The organism is Actinomadura flavalba DSM 45200 (assembly GCF_000374305.1).
In the GTDB taxonomy this organism is placed as follows: domain Bacteria; phylum Actinomycetota; class Actinomycetes; order Streptosporangiales; family Streptosporangiaceae; genus Spirillospora; species Spirillospora flavalba.
The window spans coordinates 379,624-399,453 of sequence record NZ_KB894096.1; the positions used below are offsets into that span (position 1 = coordinate 379,624).

Here is a 19,830-nt window from a genome sequence, read left to right on the forward strand (position 1 = left end):
TCTGAGGGAGCCTTTCGTGACGAACACCGCCCCATCGACCACTGACGCGCACGCCGCGCCCGGGGCGGGTGACTTCGCCGCCTCGGCCCACCGGGTCGTCAAGGCGTACGGCCGCGGGGACGCGGAGGTCATCGCCCTGGACGGGGTGACGGTCGGCATCCCGCGCGGCCGGTTCACCGCCATCATGGGCCCGTCGGGGTCGGGCAAGTCGACGCTGATGCACTGCATGGCCGGGCTGGACTCGGTCACCTCCGGTGAGGTCAGCATCGGCGACACCGTCCTGACCGGCATGAAGGACAAGCATCTGACGCGGCTGCGCCGCGACAAGATCGGGTTCGTGTTCCAGGCGTTCAACCTGGTGCCGACGCTGACGGCGCTGGAGAACATCACGCTGCCGATGGGCATCGCGGGCCGCAAGCCCGACGCCGAGTGGCTCGACCGCGTCATCGACACCGTCGGGCTGCGGCCGCGCCTCAAGCACCGTCCGGCGGAGCTGTCGGGCGGGCAGCAGCAGCGGGTGGCGTGCGCGCGGGCGCTCGCGTCCCGCCCGGAGATCATCTTCGCGGACGAGCCGACCGGCAACCTCGACTCCCGATCGGGCGCCGAGGTGCTGGAGTTCCTGCGGGCGTCGGTGCGGGAGATGGGCCAGACGATCGTCATGGTCACCCACGACCCGTCGGCCGCCGCCTACTCCGACCAGGTGCTGTTCCTGTCCGACGGGCAGATCGTCGACACGATGGCGCAGCCGACGGCCGAGCGGGTGCTGGAGCGCATGAAGGGCTTCGACCAGCCGGGGGTCGGCGCCCGATGATGACGCGTGTCACGCTCCGCAACCTGGCGGCGCACAAGATCCGTCTGCTGCTGACGGGCATCTCGGTGATCCTGGGCGTGGCGTTCGTCGCCGGCACCCTGATCTTCACCGACACGATGACGAAGCAGTTCGACGACCTGTTCGGCGGCATCGCCAAGGGCGTCGCGGTGGACGTGCGGGCCAAGCCCGTCACGACCCAGCCCGGCGACGACGGCATGAGCGGCGAGCCGGTCCCGGCGGCGCTCGTCGAGCAGCTCAAGAAGATCGACGGCGTGAAGGACCCGGTCGGCAACGTCCTCGGGTACACCGCCGTCGTCGGCCGCGACGGCAAGGCCATCGGCGGGCAGGGCCCGCCGCAGATGGGCATGAACTGGATCGGCGACCTCGGCGACTACACGCTCGTGCAGGGCCGCGCCCCGTCCGGTGAACGCGAGGTCGCGCTCGACCGGGAGACGGCGAAGAAGGCCGGATACGGCGTCGGCGACACCGCGAAGATCATCGTGTCGTCGGGGGCGCCCCGGCAGATGACGGTCACCGGCGTCCTGGACGTCGGCGAGATGATGGGCTCGACCATCGCGGTGTTCGACACCGCGACGGCGCAGCGGCTGCTGCTCAAGCCCGGCTTCTTCTCCGACATCCAGATGGGGTCGCAGGGCGTCGACGAGAAGACGCTCCGCGACCGGGTCGCCGCGCAGCTCCCGAACGGCCTGGAGGCCGTCACCGGCGAGCAGGTCCGCGAGGACGCCAAGAGCGACGTCGCCTCCATCATGGACTTCTTCCGCATCTTCCTGCTGGTGTTCGCGCTGATCTCGATCTTCGTCGGGGCGTTCATCATCTACAACACGTTCTCGATGCTGGTCGCCCAGCGGTCCCGCGAGCTGGCGCTGCTGCGCGCCATCGGCGCCGCGCGCCCGCAGGTCACCCGCGCGGTGCTCGGCGAGGCCGTCGCGGTCGGGATCGTCGGGTCCACGTTCGGGTTCGCGCTCGGCGCCGGGCTGGCCGCGGTGCTTCAGAGCACCGTCGGCACCGGTACCGGCGGCCTGGTGTTCACCGTGCAGACGGTGCTGGTGTCGTACGCGGTCGGCATCCTGGTGACGGTCGCCTCGGCGTACTTCCCGGCGCGGCGCGCCGCGAAGACGCCGCCGGTCGCCGCGATGCGCGACGACGTGGCGCTGCCGCAGCGCTCGATGCGCATCCGGCTGGCGCTGGGCACGCTGCTGGCGCTGCTGGGCGCCGCGTCGATCACGCTGGGGCTCGTCGGCGACCTCGGCGGCACCGCCGCCGGAACGACCGTGGGCCTGGGCGCGCTGCTGGTGTTCCTCGGCGTCACGATGCTCGCCCCCGTCATCAGCATCCCGGTGGTGCGGGTGCTGGGGTGGCCGGCGGCGCGGCTGCTGCGCACCCCGGGCCGGCTGGCCCGGCAGAACGCGCTGCGCAACCCGCGCCGCACCGCCGCGACCGCGTCCGCCCTCATGATCGGCCTGGCGCTGATCACGACGGTGAACGTCATCGGCGCGTCGATGCGCGCGTCGGTCGACCAGCAGATCGACGAGCAGTTCGGCGCCGACTTCATGGTCACGTCCACGGCGATGACCGGCGGGGTGCCCCTCGACGCCGCCGAGAAGATCTCCAAGGTGCCGGGGGTGACGAGCGCCGCCCCCTACTACGCGGGCAACGGCGTCATCGACGGCAAGCAGGCCGCCTACGTGGCGGGCGACGCGGCGGCGCTCGGCAAGGCCGCCAAGCTGGAGATGCGCTCGGGCGACGCCGACCCCGGCACCAACGGCATCCTGCTCGACCAGGACACCGCCAAGGCGCGCGGTGTCGGGGTCGGCGGCACGGTCCCCATGAAGTTCGCCGACGGCCGCACCGAGAACCTGCGCGTGACGGGCGTCTACGCCAAGAACGACATGATCGGGCCGCGGTTCGTCGCCGAGGACGTCCACCTGGCGCACACCGCCCGCCCGCGGGCGATGCTGCTCATGGTCGACGCGGGCGGCTCCACCACCGCCAAGGCCGGGATCGAGGCCGCCGTGGCCGACAACCCGACCCTGGAGGTGCAGGACCAGGCCGCCATGAAGGACCAGGCCCGCGAGCAGATCGACATGTTCGTCACCGGCCTCACCATGCTGCTGATCATGTCGGTGATCATCGCGGCGGTCGGTGTGGTGAACACCCTCGCCCTGTCGGTCATCGAACGGACCCGCGAGATCGGGCTGCTGCGGGCGATCGGCATGGGCCGCCGCCAGTTGCGGCGGATGATCCGCGCCGAGTCGATCGTCATCGCGGTGTTCGGCGCGCTGCTCGGCATGAGCATCGGCGTGCTGTTCGGCACCGCGCTGCAACAGGCGCTGTCCGACCAGGGCCTGGCGGTGCTGTCGATCCCGTTCGGCACGCTCATCGTCTACCTGGTCATCGCCGCGATCATCGGCGTCCTGGCGGCGCTGTGGCCCGCCTGGCGCGCCGGCCGGATGGACGTCCTCAAGGCCATCGCCACCGAGTAAGCCCATCCCCCTGGAGGCCACCCTCCGCCGGGCGCCACCTCCCCGGCACCGGCCGGACGGCCCGCACGCACCCGCGTGCGGGCCGTTCGCCGTCCCGGGCGACCACCCGACCGGAAGCGGGAGTGGAGACGGGAACGGCCCGCACGGGGAGTCCGTGCGGGCCGTTCGCGGGTGGTGCCGTCAGTCGTCGGGCTTGGCGGTGGCGTCGGCGACGAGGCCGGTGGCGGGTGCCGCGGCGTTCTCCGGGAAGTGGCAGGCGGCCTGGTGGCCGGGGCTCAGCTCCACCAGCGGCGGCTCGACCTGCTTGCAGATGTCCTGCGCCTTCCAGCAACGCGTGTGGAAGCGGCACGCGGGCGGCGGGTCCATCGGGCTCGGGACGTCGCCCTGCAACCGAATCCGCTCCCGGCCCGCGCGCTCGGCCGGGTCGGGGATCGGCACCGCCGACAGCAGCGCGTTGGTGTACGGGTGCATGGGGCGCTCGTACAGGTCGTTGCGGTCCGCGATCTCGACGATCTTGCCGAGGTACATGACGGCGACGCGGTCGGAGATGTGCCGGACGACCGACAGGTCGTGCGCGATCACCACGTAGGTGAGGTCGAGCTCGTCCTGGAGGTCCTCCAGCAGGTTGACCACCTGCGCCTGCACCGACACGTCCAGCGCCGACACCGGCTCGTCCGCGATGATCAGCTTGGGCCGCAGCGCGAGCGTGCGGGCGATGCCGATGCGCTGCCGCTGCCCGCCGGAGAACTCGTGCGGATACCGGTTGTAGTGCTCGGGGTTGAGGCCGACCAGCTCCAGCAGTTCCTGCACGGCCTTCTTGACGCCGTGCTCGGTCTGGATGCTCTGGAGCTTGAACGGGGCTCCGACGAGCGCGCCGACCGTCTTGCGCGGGTTCAGCGACGAGTACGGATCCTGGAAGATCATCTGGAGGTCGCGGCGGTGCGGCCGCAGCTTCGCCTGGGACAGCTTGGTGATGTCGGTGCCCTCGAAGGTGACCCTGCCGAAGCTCGGGTCGAGCAACCGCATGATCATCCGCCCGGTGGTGGACTTGCCGCAGCCCGACTCCCCCACCAGGCCGAGCGTCTCGCCCTTACGGACGGAGAACGACACGCCGTCCACGGCCTTCACGGCCGCCACCTGACGGCGCAGCAGCCCCGCCGTCACCGGGAAGTGCTTGCCGAGGCCGTCGACCTCCAGCAGCGCCTCCCCCGCCGGGCGCGGAGCCGCGTTCTGCCCGGCCGGAGCCGCCGGCTCCGGCGTCTTGGATGTGTTCACTGTCTTCCTGCCCGTGGTCGTCACAGCTTCGGCCGGATCTCGGATTCCCAGAGCTCGCGCCGCTTGTCCAGGGGGAGATGGCACGCGGCCTGGTGGCCGGGCTCCAGTTCGACCAGCTCGGGACGCTCGGTCTCGCTCCGGCCGTCATTCAGGTCACGGAACGCGCAGCGCGGGTTGAACGCGCAACCCTGCGGCACGTTGATGAGGCTCGGCGGCGACCCCTTGATCGGGTTGAGCCGCGCGGTGCGCTCGCGGTCCAGCCGCGGCATCGAGCCGAGCAGGCCCCACGTGTAGGGGTGCAGCGGACGGTGGAACGCGTCGTCCACGCTCGCGTACTCGACCGCGCGCCCGCCGTACATGACGAGGATGTCGTCGGACAGCTCCGCGACCACCCCGAGATCGTGGGTGATCATGATGATGGCGGAGTTGAACTCCTGCTGGAGGTCGCGCAGCAGGTCGAGGATCTGCGCCTGGACGGTCACGTCCAGCGCCGTCGTCGGCTCGTCGGCGATCAGCAGCTCGGGGTCGCACGACAGCGCCATCGCGATCATCGCGCGCTGCCGCATGCCGCCGGAGAACTGGTGCGGGTAGTCGTCGACGCGCTTGGCGGGGTTGGGGATGCCGACCCGGCCGAGCATGTCGATCGCGTGTTTGCGCGCCACCTGCTTGGACACGTCGTTGTGGACGCGGTACGCCTCGACGATCTGCTTCCCCACCGTGTAGAAGGGGTGCATCGACGACAGCGGGTCCTGGAAGATCATCGACATGGTGCGGCCGCGCAGCTTGCGGACCGTCTCGGGATCGGCGCCGACGATGTCGGTGCCGCCCACCCAGATCTCCCCCGAGACGCGGGCGTTGCGGCGGTTGTGCAGGCCGAGGATGCCGAGGCTCGTGACGCTCTTGCCCGAGCCCGACTCCCCCACGATGCCGAGCGTGCGGCCGCGTTCCAGGGCGAACGACAGCCCGTCGACCGACTTGACGATCCCGTCGTCGGTCGGGAAGTGGATGCGCAGATCGCGGACCTCGACGAACGACGACGGCGGAGCGCTCGCGGCGCCGCCGGGCGCGTCGTCCACGAGCTCGGGGCGCCGGCCCCGCGCCACGCGCTTGTCCCCCATCAGCTGTGCCTCACCCTCGGGTCGACCACGCCGTACAGAATGTCCACGATCAGGTTCGCCAGGACGACGAACAGGGCGACGACCATCGTCGCGCCGAGCACCACCGGAAGGTCGCTCTGGTAGATGCCGTCCAGCGCGAGCTGCCCGATGCCGGGCAGCGAGAACGTCCGCTCGGTGATGATCGCGCCACCGAGCAGCAGCCCGAAGTCCAGGCCGAACACCGTCATGATCGGCGTCAGGGTGGCGCGCAGCCCGTGCTTGACGACGACGGTCCGCTCCGGCAGGCCCTTGGCCCGCGCGGTCCGGATGTAGTCCTCGTTCATCGTCTCCAGCATCCCGGCACGGGTGAGGCGCGCGTACAGCGCCGCGTACAGGAACGCCAGGCAGATCCACGGAAGCAGCAGGCTGAACGGGTTGTCACTGAAACCGCGGTAGTTCACCTCCGGCAGCAACTGCCATCGGTGCACGACGAACGCCAGGGAGAGAAGGCCGGTGAAGAAGACCGGCAGCGACACACCGGCCAGCGCGATGCCCATCGAGACACGGTCGATGACCGAGCCGCGGCGCAGCGCCGAGACGACGCCGATCGTGATGCCGGCGAGCAGCCACAGCACCGCCGCGCCGATCGCGATCATGAACGTGACCGGGGCCCGGTCGACGATCTCGTCGAAGACCGGCTGGTTGGTGCGGAAGGAGTAGCCGAGGCACGGCGCCGGGCAGTCGATCGTCTCGACACCGGTGTCGTAGGTGTCGCCCGCGACGATCGACTTGATGTACTTGCCGTACTGGACGGGCACCGGCTCGTCGAGCGCGAACCGGTCCTTGATGGCCTCCAGCGTCGCGGCGTCGGGCGTCTTCCCCGCGAAGCGGGCAGCGAGGTCGTCGCTGGTGACCCCGGCCGCCTTGGGCACGAGGAAGAAGATCCCGAACGTCACCGCGCTGATGATGAGCAGCAGCCCGACCGCGCCCACCAGACGGCGAACAATGAATGCGATCACAGTGTCCGGCAGAGGTCGCCGCCGGGGCCGGGTTCCGGCCCCGGCGGCGACCCTACGCCTTCACCTGCCTTCTCTCAGGTCGTGCGGGACCGGAATCAGCCGGTCACGCCCAGGGTGGCGTAGTTGTACATACCGAAGCCCGCGTGCAGGTAGACGTTCGCCAGCGTCGACGGGCGGAACAGCAGGGACTTGGCGTAGACGTTCGGGATGATCGCCGCCTGCTCGCGCACCCGCTGGTCGATCTCGTTGTAGATCTTGGCCCGGGCCGCCGGGTCCTGGATCGAGACGACCTCGTCCCACTTCTTGTTCACCTCGGCGTCCTTGAGGACGGAGGTGTTGGAGTTGCCGGTGTCGACGATCGCGTCCTGGTCGGTGATCGGCTGGAGGTAGCCGTAGCCGGTGCTCCAGTCGGGCGCCCAGCCGTAGGTGCCGAGGCCGACCTTCTCCTTCTTCGTCCACGCCGGCGAGCCGAACTGCTCGTTGGTGTAGGTGCCCGACGGGTAGCCCGCCAGCTCGATCTTGATGCCAACGCGCTCCAGCGCCTGCTTCATCGCCTCGGCGGCCAGCTTCTCCTTCGGCCGGTCGCTGCGGAAGACCATCTTGGTCGAGAAGCCGTTCGGCTGGCCGCAGGCCGCCAGGGCCTCCTTGGCCTTGGCCGGGTCACCGGTGTAGTTGGCGTCGGCCTTCGTGTAGAAGTCCGTGCCCTTCTCGCGGCCGGCGACGGTCGGCGGCTGGATGGAGGTCGCGGGCTCGCCGCCGACCTCGCCGCCGTAGGCGCGGAACAGCGCCGAGCGGTCGGTCGCCCAGACGATCGCCTTGCGGCACTCGACGTTCGGGATGACCTCGGTGTTGATCGGCAGGTACCAGTGGAAGCCGGCCAGCGGGTTGTCGGCGCTGTCCTTGAGCTTCGGCTGGGTCAGGATCTGCTGGCGGGCCGCGGCCTGCACGCCGGAGCCCGGCAGGTCCACGTGGACCGAGCCGGAGATCAGCCGGTTGTCGATCTCCTCCGCCTTCAGCGCGGACTGGATCTCGATCCGGTCCGGGAGCTGCTTGCGGTTGGGGTCGGTGGCCTGGTCCCAGTGCTCGTTGCGGACGAGGACGCCGCCCTTCTTGGGCTGGTAGTCGCCCTCGAACTTGTACGGGCCGCTGGAGAACGGGTGCAGGCCGTAGCGCTCACCCTTGTCCTTGGCCTGCGGGAGCGGGTTGGTCTGGCCGGCGAAGCCCACGACCTGGTCGAACTCGCTGAAGGGCTTCTTCAGCTTGAAGACGACCGTGCGCTCGTCCGGGGTGTCGACGCCCTTGAAGTTGTCGAGGTTCTTGTCCTTGAACGGGCCCTTGTAGCCGTCCGCGTCCAGGAGCTGGGTGAAGTAGGACGGGCCGTTGCGCAGCACGCCGCGGTCGAAGGTGCGGGCGACGGCGTACTTGACGTCCGCGGCCTTGATCTGCGAGCCGTCCTCGTACTTCACGCCCTGCTTGAGCGTGTAGGTGACGGTCTTGCCGCCCTCGCCCACGACGCCCTTGGCCTCGGCCAGGTCCGGCACGATCTCCGCGCCGGCGGTGCCCGGCTTGGAGGCGTAGGTCATGAGACCGCGCGAGTAGACCCGGGAGAAGTTCAGCGCGTACGCGTAGTACATGTTCGCCGGGTCGAGCGAGTCGAAGTCGTCCGGCTGGGCGTACTTGAGAACGCCGCCCTTCTTGTCCGAAGCGTTGACGACCGCGGTCGAGCCGGCGTCGAACTTGGCGCTGCCGCCTCCGTCGCCGGAGTCGTCGCTGCCGCCACAGGCGGACAGTCCCAGGCTCAGCGCGACGGCGGCAGCAGCCGCACTGGTCACCACCTTGGGAGATTTCATCAGATCCCTTTCGCTAAAACCGGACGTTCGCCGGGGGTCAACGGGTTCGCGGGTCCAGGGCGTCGCGCAGGCCGTCACCGAACAGGTTGAACGCGAGGACGGTGACGAAGATGGCGAGACCCGGAACGATCACGAAGTGCGGCGCGACCGAGTAAAGCTCGGTGGCCTGCGAGAGCATCCCGCCCCACGAGGGGTCGGGGGGATTGATGCCGACGCCGAGGAACGACAGCGCGGCCTCGAAGAGGATGTTGGTCGGGATCAGCAGCGTGGCGTACACCAGGATCGGCGCGTACAGGTTGGGCAGGATCTCCCGGAACAGGATGTAGCCGGGCTTGGCGCCCATGCTGCGGGACGCGTCCACGAACTCGCGTTCGCGCAGCGACATCGTCTGGCCGCGCACGATCCGGCCGATGTAGGGCCAGTTGAAGAACCCGATGATGAAGACGAGGATCGCGATCCGCAGGCCGTTGCCCTCCAGCCCGGCGAACCCGCTCGGGATGACGCCGACCAGCGAGATCGCGAACAGCACCAGCGGGAACGCGAGGAAGACGTCCATCGTCCGGGCGATGAGGGTGTCGACCCAGCCGCCGAAGAATCCGGCGACGATGCCGAGCACGGTCCCGATGACGACGGAGACCAGCGTGGCGAGCACGCCGATCAGCAGCGAGACGCGGGCGCCGTACAGGATGCGGCTGAACAGGTCGCGGCCGTTGATGGGCTCGACGCCGAACGGGTGGTCGAGGCTCATGCCGCCGAGCTTGCCGATGGGGCCGCCGAGGGTGGCGTCGACGAGCGGCATGTTGAACTTGTTCGGCGAGCCGCCGACGAGGCCGGTGATGAGCCCGGTGACGCCGGGGAGCGACACGATGATGAGCACGACGAGGAACACCGCGCTGCTGATCGCGATCTTGTCGCGCTTGAGCCGCATCCAGGCGATCTGGCCGAGCGAGCGGCCCTGGATGGCCTTGCGGTCGACGCCCTTGAGGACGGCGTCGGGCTGTGCCTCGGCCTCAGAACCGGTCACCTCGATGGGTGCGGTCACGCTCCATACCTCCTACCGTCCGGCCGGTGGTTCGGCCTCGTGCCGCCGCCGGCGCCCGGCCGGTGGCCGCGGAGATCATCCGCTGTGCCCGGGACCGTTCACGCCGCGTTTGCTGGAGGGAAAACTAGTACTTCGGGCACGACTGTCCATCCACGAACGGCTTGGCGCCAGTACCCGTTTCTGACTTGTGATCTCGCCGTCACCTCGGGCACACGCGACCTGGCCGACGTGTCAGGCAATTCGCCCGAACATTACTTTCGACACACTCATGCTCGAACCACGCAGCGGCCGTGGACAGCAAGCTTTACCTTTCCGAGTCCGATCCGAGACCGGACGTCCCGCGAACCGCGACGTCCGTAGGAAGATCGACGGCCGGGTGCCGTCCATGGTCGCCATGGACGGCACCCGGCCGTCGATCGTCGCGAGCGGGCCTCCGGGCCCCGGCGAACCGGCCGCCGGGACCCGGAGGACCCGTCAGTTGATGCCGCGGTTGCGCAGGATCGCCTCGATCTCCGCCATCTCGGGGTCGCCCCCGCCGGACCCGGACCGTCCCGCCGGGCGCTCGACCGCGCGGTCGCCGCCCCGGGCACGGCCCCGCGTCTCCTTCGGCGGCGCGCCGCCGCCCTCCTCGGCCGCCGTCACCTTGCGGCTGAGCATCGCGCCCGACGTCAGGTACAGCAGGACCGCCAGCCCCGCCACCCCGACCCCGGCCCACTTCACCGGGCTGAACGCCAGATCCACGAGGAACTCGGTCACCCCGGTCAGGGTCGCGGCCGTCGGCACCAGCGCCCACGCGGCGCCGCGCAGACCCGACGCCGCCCCCCGGCGGCGGGCCACGGCCCAGCTCAGGACCAGGCCGAGGGCCGTCACCCCGAGACTGATCGCCAACAGCAGTGCGTCGCTCATACCGGCCCCTCACCTCGTCGCACGTGCAATCGATGCACTCATCCCATGGTCACACGGTATGCGCTCGATGTACTCGTTCGCGGGGACGGTTCGGCCGGAGCCGGACTCCTCCTCCCGTGGTAGACGGCCCGGCGCCGTCTCAGGGTCGGCACCCCCGCCCGCCCCATCAAGATCACGCAACGTTCAGGCATCGAAGGAACGGCGGCACCGTCACGAAATCGCCCTGTCCGGTCAGCGCCGCACGAGTCCCCGCAGCATCGCCAGGTCCACCTCGCGCAGCGACCCCACGACCGTCCGGCCCGGAGCCGGGCCCACCGGCAGGAGGCACGGCACCGCCACCGTGACGCAGCCCGCCGCCTCCGCCGCCGCCAGGCCGTTCGGCGAGTCCTCCAGGACCACGCAGCGCCCCGGATCGGCGCCCAGCCGCGCCGTCGCCGTCAGGTACGGCTCCGGGTCGGGCTTGGTACGGGCCACCTCGTCGCCCGCGACCGTCACCGCGAAGTGCTCCCGGCCGATCGCGTCCAGCGCCGGCTCCAGCAGCCGCCGGTAACTGGACGACACCAGCGCCGCCGGGACGCCCGCGTCGCGCACCTCCGCCAGCAGCTCCTTCGCGCCCGGCATCAGCGGGACGGACGCGCCCAGCCGGTCGGCCATCCCGTCCAGCAGCCAGCCCGCGACGCGCGCGGGCGGCACGTCGGCGCCCGTCAGCACCAGCATGTAGTCGACGGCCTTGCCGATCGACCCGCCGACCAGCGCCTCCTGGTGCTCCGCGCTCCAGGTGCCGCCGAGGCGCGCGACGACCTCCTCCTCGACCTCCAGCCACAGCCGCTCGGAATCGACGAGCAGGCCGTCCATGTCGAACAGGACGGCCTGCGGGACGCGGGTGTCGGGCAACGCTCCCCCAGCCTCTCGGGCGGAATCCGAAAGGCCCGAGGATAGATCAGGTGTTGAAGTACTTGGCCTCGGGGTGGTGCACGATCATCGCGTCCGCCGACTGCTCGGGGACGAGCTGGAGCTCCTCCGACAGCGACACCCCGATCCGCTCGGGGCGCAGCAGCCGCACCAGGGTCGAGCGGTCCTCCAGGTCGGGGCAGGCCGGGTAGCCGAAGGAGTAGCGGGCGCCGCGGTAGTCGAGCTTGAAGAAGTCCTCGACGTCGTCGGAGTCCTCGGCGCCGAAGCCGATCTCCGAGCGGACGCGGGCGTGCCAGTACTCCATCAGCGCCTCGGTGAGCTGCACCGACAGGCCGTGCAGCTCCAGGTAGTCGCGGTAGGCGTTCTTGGCGAACAGCTCGCCCGTCGCCTCGGCGATCTTCGATCCGACCGTGACGAGCTGGAACGCGACGACGTCGGTCTCGCCCGACTCGCGGGACCGGAAGAAGTCGGCCAGGCACAGGTGCCGGTCGCGGCGCTGGCGCGGGAACGTGAACCGCTCCCGGTCCGAGCCGTCCTCGTTGAGGATGACCAGGTCGTTGCCCTCGGAGACGGCCGGGTAGTAGCCGTAGACGACGGCGGCCTCGATCAGCCCGTCGGTCTGCACGCGGTCCAGCCAGCCGCGCAGGCGGGGACGGCCCTCGGTCTCGACGAGTTCCTCGTAGGAGGGGCCGTCGGCGCCGCGGGACGGCTTGAGGCCCCACTGACCCATGAAGGTGGCGCGCTCGTCGAGGAAGGCCGTGTAGTCGGCCAGCGGGATGCCCTTGACGATGCGGTCGCCGAAGAACGGCGGGTTCGGCAGCTTGTTGTCGGCGGCGACGTCGCTGCGGGCGGGCATGTCCTCCGGCTCGGTGACCTGGAGGGTCGCGCCCTTCTTGACCCGGCGCTCGCGCAGCGGCGGCAGCGTGGCGCCCTCGACGCCGCGCTTGACGGCCATGAACGCGTCCATGAGCCGCAGGCCCTCGAACGCGTCGCGGGCGTAGCGGACCTCGCCGTCGTAGATCTCGGCGAGGTCCTGCTCGACGTAGGCGCGGGTGAGTGCGGCGCCGCCGAGCAGCACCGGCCAGCGGTCCGACAGGCCGCGGGTGTTCAGCTCCTGAAGGTTCTCCTTCATGATCACCGTGGACTTGACCAGCAGCCCGGACATGCCGATGACGTCGGCGCGCTCGTTCTGCGCCGCCTCCAGGATCGCCGACATCGGCTGCTTGATGCCGATGTTGACGACCTCGTAGCCGTTGTTGGACAGGATGATGTCGACGAGGTTCTTGCCGATGTCGTGGACGTCGCCCTTCACGGTGGCCAGCACGATGCGGCCCTTGCCGCCGTCCTCGGCCTTCTCCATGTGGGGTTCGAGGTAGGCGACGGCGGTCTTCATGACCTCGGCGCTCTGGAGCACGAACGGGAGCTGCATCTGGCCGGAGCCGAACAGCTCGCCGACGGTCTTCATGCCGTCCAGCAGAACCTCGTTGACGATCGCCAGCGCGGGCTTCTCCTCCAGCGCCGTGTCCAGGTCGGCGTTGAGGCCGTCCAGCTCGCCGTCGACGATGCGGCGCTTGAGCCGGTCGAACAGCGGCAGCGCCATCAGCTCGGCGGCGCGGTCGGCCTTGAGGGCGGCGGTGTCGACGCCCTCGAACAGCTCCATGAACTTGTGCAGCGGGTCGTAGCCCTCGGACCGCTTGTCGTAGATCATGTCGAGCGCGACCTGGCGCTGCTCGTCGGGGATGCGCGCCATCGGCAGGATCTTGGAGGCGTGCACGATGGCCGAGTCGAGACCGGCCTGGACGCACTCGTGCAGGAACACCGAGTTCAGCACGACGCGGGCGGCCGGGTTGAGGCCGAACGACACGTTCGACAGGCCGAGCGTGGTCTGCACCTCGGGGTAGCGGCGCTTCAGCTCGCGGATCGACTCGATGGTCTCCAGCGCGTCGCGGCGCGACTCCTCCTGCCCGGTGCCGATCGTGAACGTCAGCGTGTCGATGATGATGTCGCCGACGCGCATGCCCCACGTGCCGGTGAGGTACTCGATGAGCCGGACCGCGATCTCCACCTTCTTCTCGGCGGTGCGGGCCTGGCCCTCCTCGTCGATGGTGAGGGCGACGACGGCGGCGCCGTGCTCGCGGATCGACGGCATGAGCCGCGCCATCCGCGAGTCGGGGCCGTCGCCGTCCTCGAAGTTGACCGAGTTGATGACGGCGCGCCCGCCGAGCATCTCCAGCCCGGCGACGATGACGTCGACCTCGGTGGAGTCGAGCACGATCGGCAGCGTGGCGGCCGTCGCGAACCGGAAGCCCAGCTCCTTCATGTCGTCGACGCCGTCGCGGCCGACGTAGTCGACGCACAGGTCGAGCATGTGGGCGCCGTCGCGGGCCTGGTCGCGGGCGATCTTGACGCAGTCGTCCCAGCGGCGCTCCAGCATCGCCTCGCGGAACGCCTTGGAGCCGTTGGCGTTGGTGCGCTCGCCGATGGCCAGGTAGGAGGTGTCCTGGCGGAACGGGACGTGCTGGTAGAGCGACGCGGCGCCCGCCTCGGGGCGCGGCTCGCGCCCGGCGACCTCGCGGCCCCGGACGCGCTCGACGACCTGGCGCAGGTGCTCGGGGGTGGTGCCGCAGCAGCCGCCGACGAGCCCGAGGCCGAACTCGCGGGTGAAGGTGTCGTGCGCGTCGGCCAGCTCGGCGGGCGTCAGCGGGTAGTGGGCGCCGTCGGAGGTCAGCTCGGGCAGGCCCGCGTTCGGCATGCACGACAGCCCGATGCGGGCGTGCTTGGCCAGGTACCGCAGGTGCTCGCTCATCTCGGCGGGGCCGGTGGCGCAGTTCAGGCCGATGAGGTCGATGTCCATCGGCTCCAGCGCGGTGAGCGCGGCGCCGATCTCCGAGCCCATCAGCATCGCGCCGTTCTGCTCGATGGTGACCTGGGCGATGAGGACGATGTCGGCGCCGGCGGCGTCGATGGCGCGGCGGGCGCCGATCAGCGCGGCCTTGGCCTGGAGCAGGTCCTGGCAGGTCTCGACGAGGACGGCGTCGGAGCCGCCGTCGATGAGGCCCTTGACGTTCAGCTCGTAGGCGTCGCGCAGGACCGCGAACGGGACGTGGCCGAGGGTGGGCAGCTTGGTGCCGGGGCCGACCGAGCCGATGACCCAGCGGGGGCGGTCCGGGGTGGAGTAGGCGTCGGCGACCTCGCGGGCGATGCGGGCACCGGCCTCGGCCAGCTCGTAGATGCGCTCGGTGATGTCGTACTCGCCGAGGTTGCCGAGGTTCGCGCCGAAGGTGTTGGTCTCGACGCAGTCCACGCCGGCGTCGAAGTACGCCTCGTGGACCGAGCGGACGATGTCGGGCCGGGTGACGTTCAGGATCTCGTTGCAGCCCTCGTGGCCCTGGAAGTCGTCGAGGGTGGGGCCGGCGTCCTGGAGCATCGTTCCCATGCCCCCGTCGGCCACGACGACGCGTTCTTTCAGGGCCTGACGCAGAGTCCGGGAAGAGGGAGTGCTCATGAGGCACCACCTTATCCGCCGGGCGCACCGTTCCTGAGATCCCGTCCACTCAGTGAGAAGAACCGCCGGTCGCGGCGCCGAACAGAGCACTCAGCGAGAACAATCGCGTGTCCCGCGGTCGTGCCGTGGCGGATCACGCGACCGACCGATAACGTGCCTCATCTCAACCTACTTACCGGTAAGGAGCGGCATGAGCGTCTACCGCATCATCCTCGTCGGCACGGACGGCTCGGACTCCTCGTTGCGCGCGGTCGACCGCGCCGCGCAGATCGCGGCGGCGACCGGCGCCACGCTGCTGCTCGCGTCCGCCTACAGCCCGATGCCGACCCGCGAACGGCTCAGCGCCGCCGACCGCCTCGGCGACCTGGCCTACAAGGTGCAGGGCTCCACGCCCGCCGAGGACGCGCTGCGCTCCGCCCGCGACCGTGCCGTCGCGGCGGGCGCCAAGGACATCGAGGAGGTCGCGGTCGAGGGCGACGCCGTCGACGTGATCTCCTCCGTCGCCAAGGACCGCGACGTCGACATGGTCGTGGTCGGCAACCGCGGCCTCAACAGCCTGGCGGGCCGCATCCTCGGGTCGGTGCCGGCGAACCTGTCGCACCGCTCGCCGTGCGACATCCTCATCGTGCACACCACCGACGGCCGAAAGTGACCGTGACGGTTTCGTAATCGCATCGCCCCGCCGCCGGCCGCCCGCGCAGGACTGGAGAGCCGGACGGCGGGGTAGGCCGCCGGAGAAGACGTAGGGTGAGGTCCACCGATCTTGCGCGGTCCCCGGGAATCCCGCGCCGCCCGGTGACGCTGTACCCGACGTCGGAAGGAGGCAGCGAGTGGTCGAACTGGAAAGTGTGCCCGAACTGGTCGATCCGGTCGTCGTGGCCGCTTTTGAGGGATGGAACGACGCCGGGGAGGCCGCGAGCGGGGTCGTGCGGCATCTCGCGGAGAACTGGGACGCCGTCCCGGTCGCCGAACTCGACCCCGACGAGTACTACGACTTCCAGGTGACGCGTCCCCTGGTGGAGATGACCGACGGCGAGACGCGCGGCATCGTGTGGCCCACCACGCGCATCTCGTGGGCGCGGCTCCCCACCGGCCGCGACGTCGTCCTGGTGCACGGCATCGAGCCGAACATGCGGTGGCGGTCGTTCTGCCGCGAGATCGTCGGGCTGGTCCTGGAGCTGGGCGCCCGCCGCGTCATCCTGTGCGGGGCGCTGCTGGCCGACGCGCCGCACACCCGTCCCGTCCCGGTCACCGGGGCCGCGTCCGACGTCGGCCTGGTGACGACGCTGAACCTCGAACCGACCCGCTACGAGGGGCCGACGGGCATCCTCGGCGTCCTTCAGGACGCGTGCGCCAAGGCCGACCTGGAGACGGTGTCGCTGTGGGCGGCGGTGCCGCACTACGTGGCCCAGCCGCCCTCCCCCAAGGCCACGCTGGCGCTGCTGCGCCGTGTCGAGGACGTCCTGGACGTGACCGTGCCGCTGGGCGAGCTGCCCGAGGAGGCGCGCGCCTGGGAGCACGGCGTCAACGAGCTGGCCGAGGAGGACACCGAGGTCGCCGACTACGTCCGCACGCTGGAGGAGCAGAAGGACGCCGCCGACCTCCCCGAGGCCACCGGTGACGCCATCGCCCGCGACTTCGAGCGGTACCTGCGGCGCCGCGATCCGGGCTGAGATCCCCCGCCCCGTCCTGCGACGCGACCGGCTCCGTCTCAGCGGCGCCGGTCGCGCTCGGCCTCGGCCGAGTTGCGCACCGACGCGAGGACGAGCAGCGCGAGCAGCACACCGGGCATCATGACGACCAGCAGTTCCAGGCTCATGCCGGGCCCCCTACCCCCCGTATAGTGGTTGAATCTGACGTTTCACCTGCGGACGGGCGTTCGTCCCGTTCCCCTGCGATGGCCCGCGTACGCCGCCAAGTGCGCCCGATCATGCAGCTTCCGGTCCATATCGGTCCCCTTCTTCCGGGCGGAGCCGCCCCGCGCCGGTGAGCGGGGGCCGCGCGCAGGCCGCGCCCGCCATCCGCGTCTCCCCGCGCCGTGAACTGCGCCGTGCCCGCCGGCGCCGCGCGCATCGCTGCTGGGGGCATCTGGTGGCCGCGCCGCTGTGGCCGATGCACGGCGCCAACCTCGGGACGCTGCTGCGCACCTGCGACGCCGTCGGCGCGTGCCTGGCGGTGCCGCGGCTGCCGTGGGTACCCGAGGCGCTGGAGCGCGGGAACACGCTGCGGCGCCCGTCGTGCGTCCACTGGATCGGCGACCGTGACCCGGCCGCGTGGCTGGAGCGCGAGCGGGCGGCCGGGAGCCGGATCGTCGGCGTGGAACTGGCCGACGAGGCGGTGCGGCTCGCGGACCTGCCCGCCGCCCGCTCCCGCACCGTCGCCGTCCTCGGCCACGAGCGGCACGGCATCCCCGCCGAGGCCGTGGACCTCCTCGACCTGGCCGTGGAGATCCCGATGATCGGCACGGGCACGAGCCTGAACGTCGCCGTCGCGGGCTCCCTGGTCCTGTACCGGCTCGCGGGCCTGCTCTGAGTGGCGTGGTCGCGGCGCCGGACGACGACGCGCCGGGACCGGTCTGCGGGTGTCCGGTGGGTCTTGTCGGGGTCGGTGGGGTGCGCGAGGATCGCGGGCATGAGTGTGGAGAGCGCGCCCGACCGGACGGTGTTGCGGCGCCTCGCGGCCGAGCCCGCCGTGATGCTGGCCGCCGGGCGGGCGCTGCTGCTCCAGGTCGCGCATCCCAAGGTCGCGCAGGGCGTCGCCGACCACAGCGACATGCGCGAACGTCCCCTCGACCGGCTGTTCGGCACGCTGGACTTCCTCACCATCGTCGCGTTCGGGACGCCCGAGGAGGCCGAGCGGCTCGGGCGGGGCATCCGCCGGATGCACGAGCGCATCACCGGGCCCGGGTACTCCGGCAACGACCCCGACCTCCAGGTGTGGGTGAACGCCACGCTCACCGACGCCGCGCTGTACGTCCACGAGGAGATCCTGCGGCGGCCCGGCGGCGACCTCGCGCCCGCCTACGTCGAGCAGGCCCGCTACGTCGCCGACGTCCTCGGCTGCCCGCCGGGCGCGCAGCCCGCCGACCTGCCCGCGTTCCGCGCCTACATGGACGGCATGATCGGGTCGCTGGAGGTCACCGGCACCGGCCGCGAGGTCGCCCGCGCCGTCCTGCACGCGCGCAAGCTGCGGTGGCTCGGCCCCGCGCTCTGGTTCAACCGGTACGTCACGACCGGGCTGCTGCCACCGCGCCTGCGGGAGCAGTACGGGCTGCCGTGGGGACCGCGCCGCGAACGGGTGCTGTGGGTACTGCTGCGCACCGGCGCGTTCGGGTACCGCCTCGTGCCCGGCCCGGTCAGGCGCGCCGGGGTGCCGCTCATGCTGTGGCGGTCCCGGACGCGGCTGGCCCGCCGGGCCAGGCGCTCGGCGGCGGCGCGCGGCGCCGCCTGAGCGGCCGGGCGTGTGCGAAGTGCCTGAACCCGCGCGCGAGTGCGTTAACTGGCCGGTGAAGCAAAGCCGAAGGCGAGCTTCACCGGCCAGATCGCGAAGCGATGCCGCGCTCGCAAGTCCCGGTTAGGCCCGAGCCGCCAGGCGAGGGCCGTGGGCCGGGACTTCAATTAACGGAGCGCGACGCCGAGGAGTGCGTCGGTGATCTGGGCGAAGGCCAGCGGCGCGGACGGGTCGTCCCCGGCCGGACCGGCGGCCCAGGCGTCCAGTGCGGCGAGCGCGCCGGGGGCGTCCAGGTCGTCGGTGAGGCGGTCGCGGACCGCCGCGAGCGTCGCCGCGACGGGCGCGCCCGCCGGACGGGCCGCCGCCGCGCGCCAGCGCTCCAGCCGGGTTCGCGCGGCGTCCAGCTCGGCGTCCGTCCACTCCCAGTCGGCGCGGTAGTGGTGGGCCAGCAGCGCCAGCCGGACCGCCATCGGGTCGGCGCCCGACGACCGCAGCTTCGACACGAAGACCAGGTTGCCCCGCGACTTGGACATCTTCTCGCCGTCCAGGCCGACCATGCCCGCGTGCACGTAGGCGCGGGCGTGCGGGTGCTCGCCGGTCGCGACCTGGGCGTGCGCGGCGCTCATCTCGTGGTGCGGGAACGCCAGGTCCGAGCCGCCGCCCTCGACGTCGAACGCCATCCCGAGGTACTGCACGGAGATCGCGGCGCACTCGACGTGCCAGCCGGGGCGGCCGACGCCGAACGGCGACTCCCAGCCGGGCTCGTCCGGGCGCCGCGCCAGCCACAGCAGCGCGTCCAGCGGGTCGCGCTTGCCGGTGCGGCCGGGGTCGCCGCCGCGTTCGGCGAACAGCGGCGCCATCTGCTCGCGGGTCAGGCGGCTGACCTCACCGAACGTCGCGTCGGCGGCGACGGGGAAGTAGACGTCGCCGTCGACGGTGTAGGTGGCGTCCTTGGCGCGCAGCTTCTCCACCATCTCGACGACGAGCGGGATCGCCTCGACGGCGCCGATGTAGTGCGCGGGCGGCAGGACGCGCAGCGCCGTCATGTCCTCGCGGAACAGCTCGATCTCGCGGTCGGCCAGGGCGCGCCAGTCCTCGCCGTCGCGATCGGCACGTTCCAGCAGGGGGTCGTCGATGTCGGTGGCGTTCTGCACGTAGTGGACGTCGTGCCCGAGGTCGCGCCACACCCGGTTCACCAGGTCGAACGCCAGGTAGGTGTTCGCGTGCCCGATGTGCGTGGCGTCGTAGGGGGTGATGCCGCAGACGTACATGCGCGCGGTGGCGCCGGGCCGGGTCTCCCGGACGGCTCCCGCCGCCGTGTCGTACAGGCGGAGCGCCCCGGAGGCCGCCGGGAGCCCGGCGGCGGGAAGACTGGGCACGTACGGAGCCGACCACGATCGCATGGTCACGAGCTTATAGCCGCCCGGTACGCACCGGTACGCCGAGGTGCCGCCCGGAT

General features: G+C 71.2%; 15 protein-coding genes. 6 read left to right on the forward strand and 9 right to left on the reverse strand.

The genetic code is table 11. The features are described from left to right. The first annotated feature begins 16 nt into the window (after window positions 1-16). The gene (locus tag C229_RS0117790; protein WP_018656445.1) at window positions 17-811 is read left to right on the forward strand and encodes an ABC transporter ATP-binding protein; all 795 of its coding nucleotides are present in this window, start codon (window positions 17-19) and stop codon (window positions 809-811) included. Then, the gene (locus C229_RS0117795) at window positions 808-3,315 is read left to right on the forward strand and encodes an ABC transporter permease (RefSeq protein WP_240487326.1); all 2,508 of its coding nucleotides are present in this window, start codon (window positions 808-810) and stop codon (window positions 3,313-3,315) included. The genes C229_RS0117790 and C229_RS0117795 overlap by 4 nt, the downstream gene beginning before the upstream one ends. Before the next feature lie 180 nt (window positions 3,316-3,495). On the opposite strand, the gene C229_RS0117800 is transcribed toward C229_RS0117795, so the two are convergent. The 8 genes from C229_RS0117800 to metH all read right to left on the reverse strand — a co-directional run bounded on the left by C229_RS0117800 (window position 3,496) and on the right by metH (window position 14,921). Beyond that, entirely contained in the window at window positions 3,496-4,590 is a 1,095-nt protein-coding gene (locus C229_RS0117800; RefSeq protein WP_018656447.1) for an ABC transporter ATP-binding protein, read from the reverse strand. Window positions 4,591-4,610: 20 nt separating this feature from the next. After that, window positions 4,611-5,708 (reverse strand): ABC transporter ATP-binding protein, encoded by a 1,098-nt coding sequence (locus tag C229_RS0117805; RefSeq protein ID WP_018656448.1) that lies wholly within the window; start codon window positions 5,706-5,708, stop codon window positions 4,611-4,613. Next, a complete protein-coding gene (locus C229_RS0117810) occupies window positions 5,708-6,706 on the reverse strand; it encodes an ABC transporter permease (protein ID WP_026313897.1) in 999 nt (332 codons plus the stop codon). The genes C229_RS0117805 and C229_RS0117810 overlap by 1 nt, the downstream gene beginning before the upstream one ends. A 95-nt stretch (window positions 6,707-6,801) precedes the next feature. Beyond that, entirely contained in the window at window positions 6,802-8,556 is a 1,755-nt protein-coding gene (locus C229_RS0117815; RefSeq protein ID WP_026313898.1) for an ABC transporter substrate-binding protein, read from the reverse strand. 37 nt (window positions 8,557-8,593) lie between these two features. Next, entirely contained in the window at window positions 8,594-9,598 is a 1,005-nt protein-coding gene (locus C229_RS0117820; RefSeq protein ID WP_018656451.1) for an ABC transporter permease, read from the reverse strand. 474 nt (window positions 9,599-10,072) lie between these two features. Beyond that, complete coding sequence (locus C229_RS0117825; RefSeq protein ID WP_018656452.1) at window positions 10,073-10,504, reverse strand: hypothetical protein; 432 nt, start codon at window positions 10,502-10,504, stop codon at window positions 10,073-10,075. 231 nt (window positions 10,505-10,735) lie between these two features. Next, window positions 10,736-11,398: an HAD family hydrolase gene (locus C229_RS0117830; protein ID WP_018656453.1), complete on the reverse strand. Its 663-nt coding sequence runs from the start codon at window positions 11,396-11,398 to the stop codon at window positions 10,736-10,738. A gap of 46 nt (window positions 11,399-11,444) precedes the next feature. Next, window positions 11,445-14,921, reverse strand: coding sequence for a methionine synthase (metH, locus tag C229_RS0117835; protein ID WP_033424480.1), 3,477 nt, complete (start codon window positions 14,919-14,921; stop codon window positions 11,445-11,447). A gap of 190 nt (window positions 14,922-15,111) precedes the next feature. On the opposite strand from metH, the gene C229_RS0117840 reads away from it, so the two are divergent. From C229_RS0117840 to C229_RS0117860, 4 genes are all read left to right on the forward strand, one after another. Continuing rightward, entirely contained in the window at window positions 15,112-15,573 is a 462-nt protein-coding gene (locus C229_RS0117840; protein ID WP_018656455.1) for a universal stress protein, read from the forward strand. 178 nt (window positions 15,574-15,751) lie between these two features. Then, window positions 15,752-16,594 carry a PAC2 family protein gene (locus tag C229_RS0117845; RefSeq protein ID WP_018656456.1) on the forward strand — a complete coding sequence of 281 codons (843 nt, stop codon included), beginning with the start codon at window positions 15,752-15,754 and terminating at the stop codon, window positions 16,592-16,594. A 313-nt stretch (window positions 16,595-16,907) separates the two neighbouring features. Further along, window positions 16,908-17,453 carry a TrmH family RNA methyltransferase gene (locus tag C229_RS0117855; protein ID WP_018656458.1) on the forward strand — a complete coding sequence of 182 codons (546 nt, stop codon included), beginning with the start codon at window positions 16,908-16,910 and terminating at the stop codon, window positions 17,451-17,453. Window positions 17,454-17,552: 99 nt separating this feature from the next. Then, the gene (locus tag C229_RS0117860; protein WP_018656459.1) at window positions 17,553-18,371 is read left to right on the forward strand and encodes an oxygenase MpaB family protein; all 819 of its coding nucleotides are present in this window, start codon (window positions 17,553-17,555) and stop codon (window positions 18,369-18,371) included. A 167-nt stretch (window positions 18,372-18,538) separates the two neighbouring features. Here C229_RS0117860 and mshC read toward each other — a convergent pair whose 3' ends face one another. Then, window positions 18,539-19,780, reverse strand: a complete 1,242-nt coding sequence (gene mshC / locus C229_RS0117865; RefSeq protein ID WP_240487327.1) for a cysteine--1-D-myo-inosityl 2-amino-2-deoxy-alpha-D-glucopyranoside ligase — start codon at window positions 19,778-19,780, stop codon at window positions 18,539-18,541. Between the last annotated feature and the right edge of the window lie 50 nt (window positions 19,781-19,830).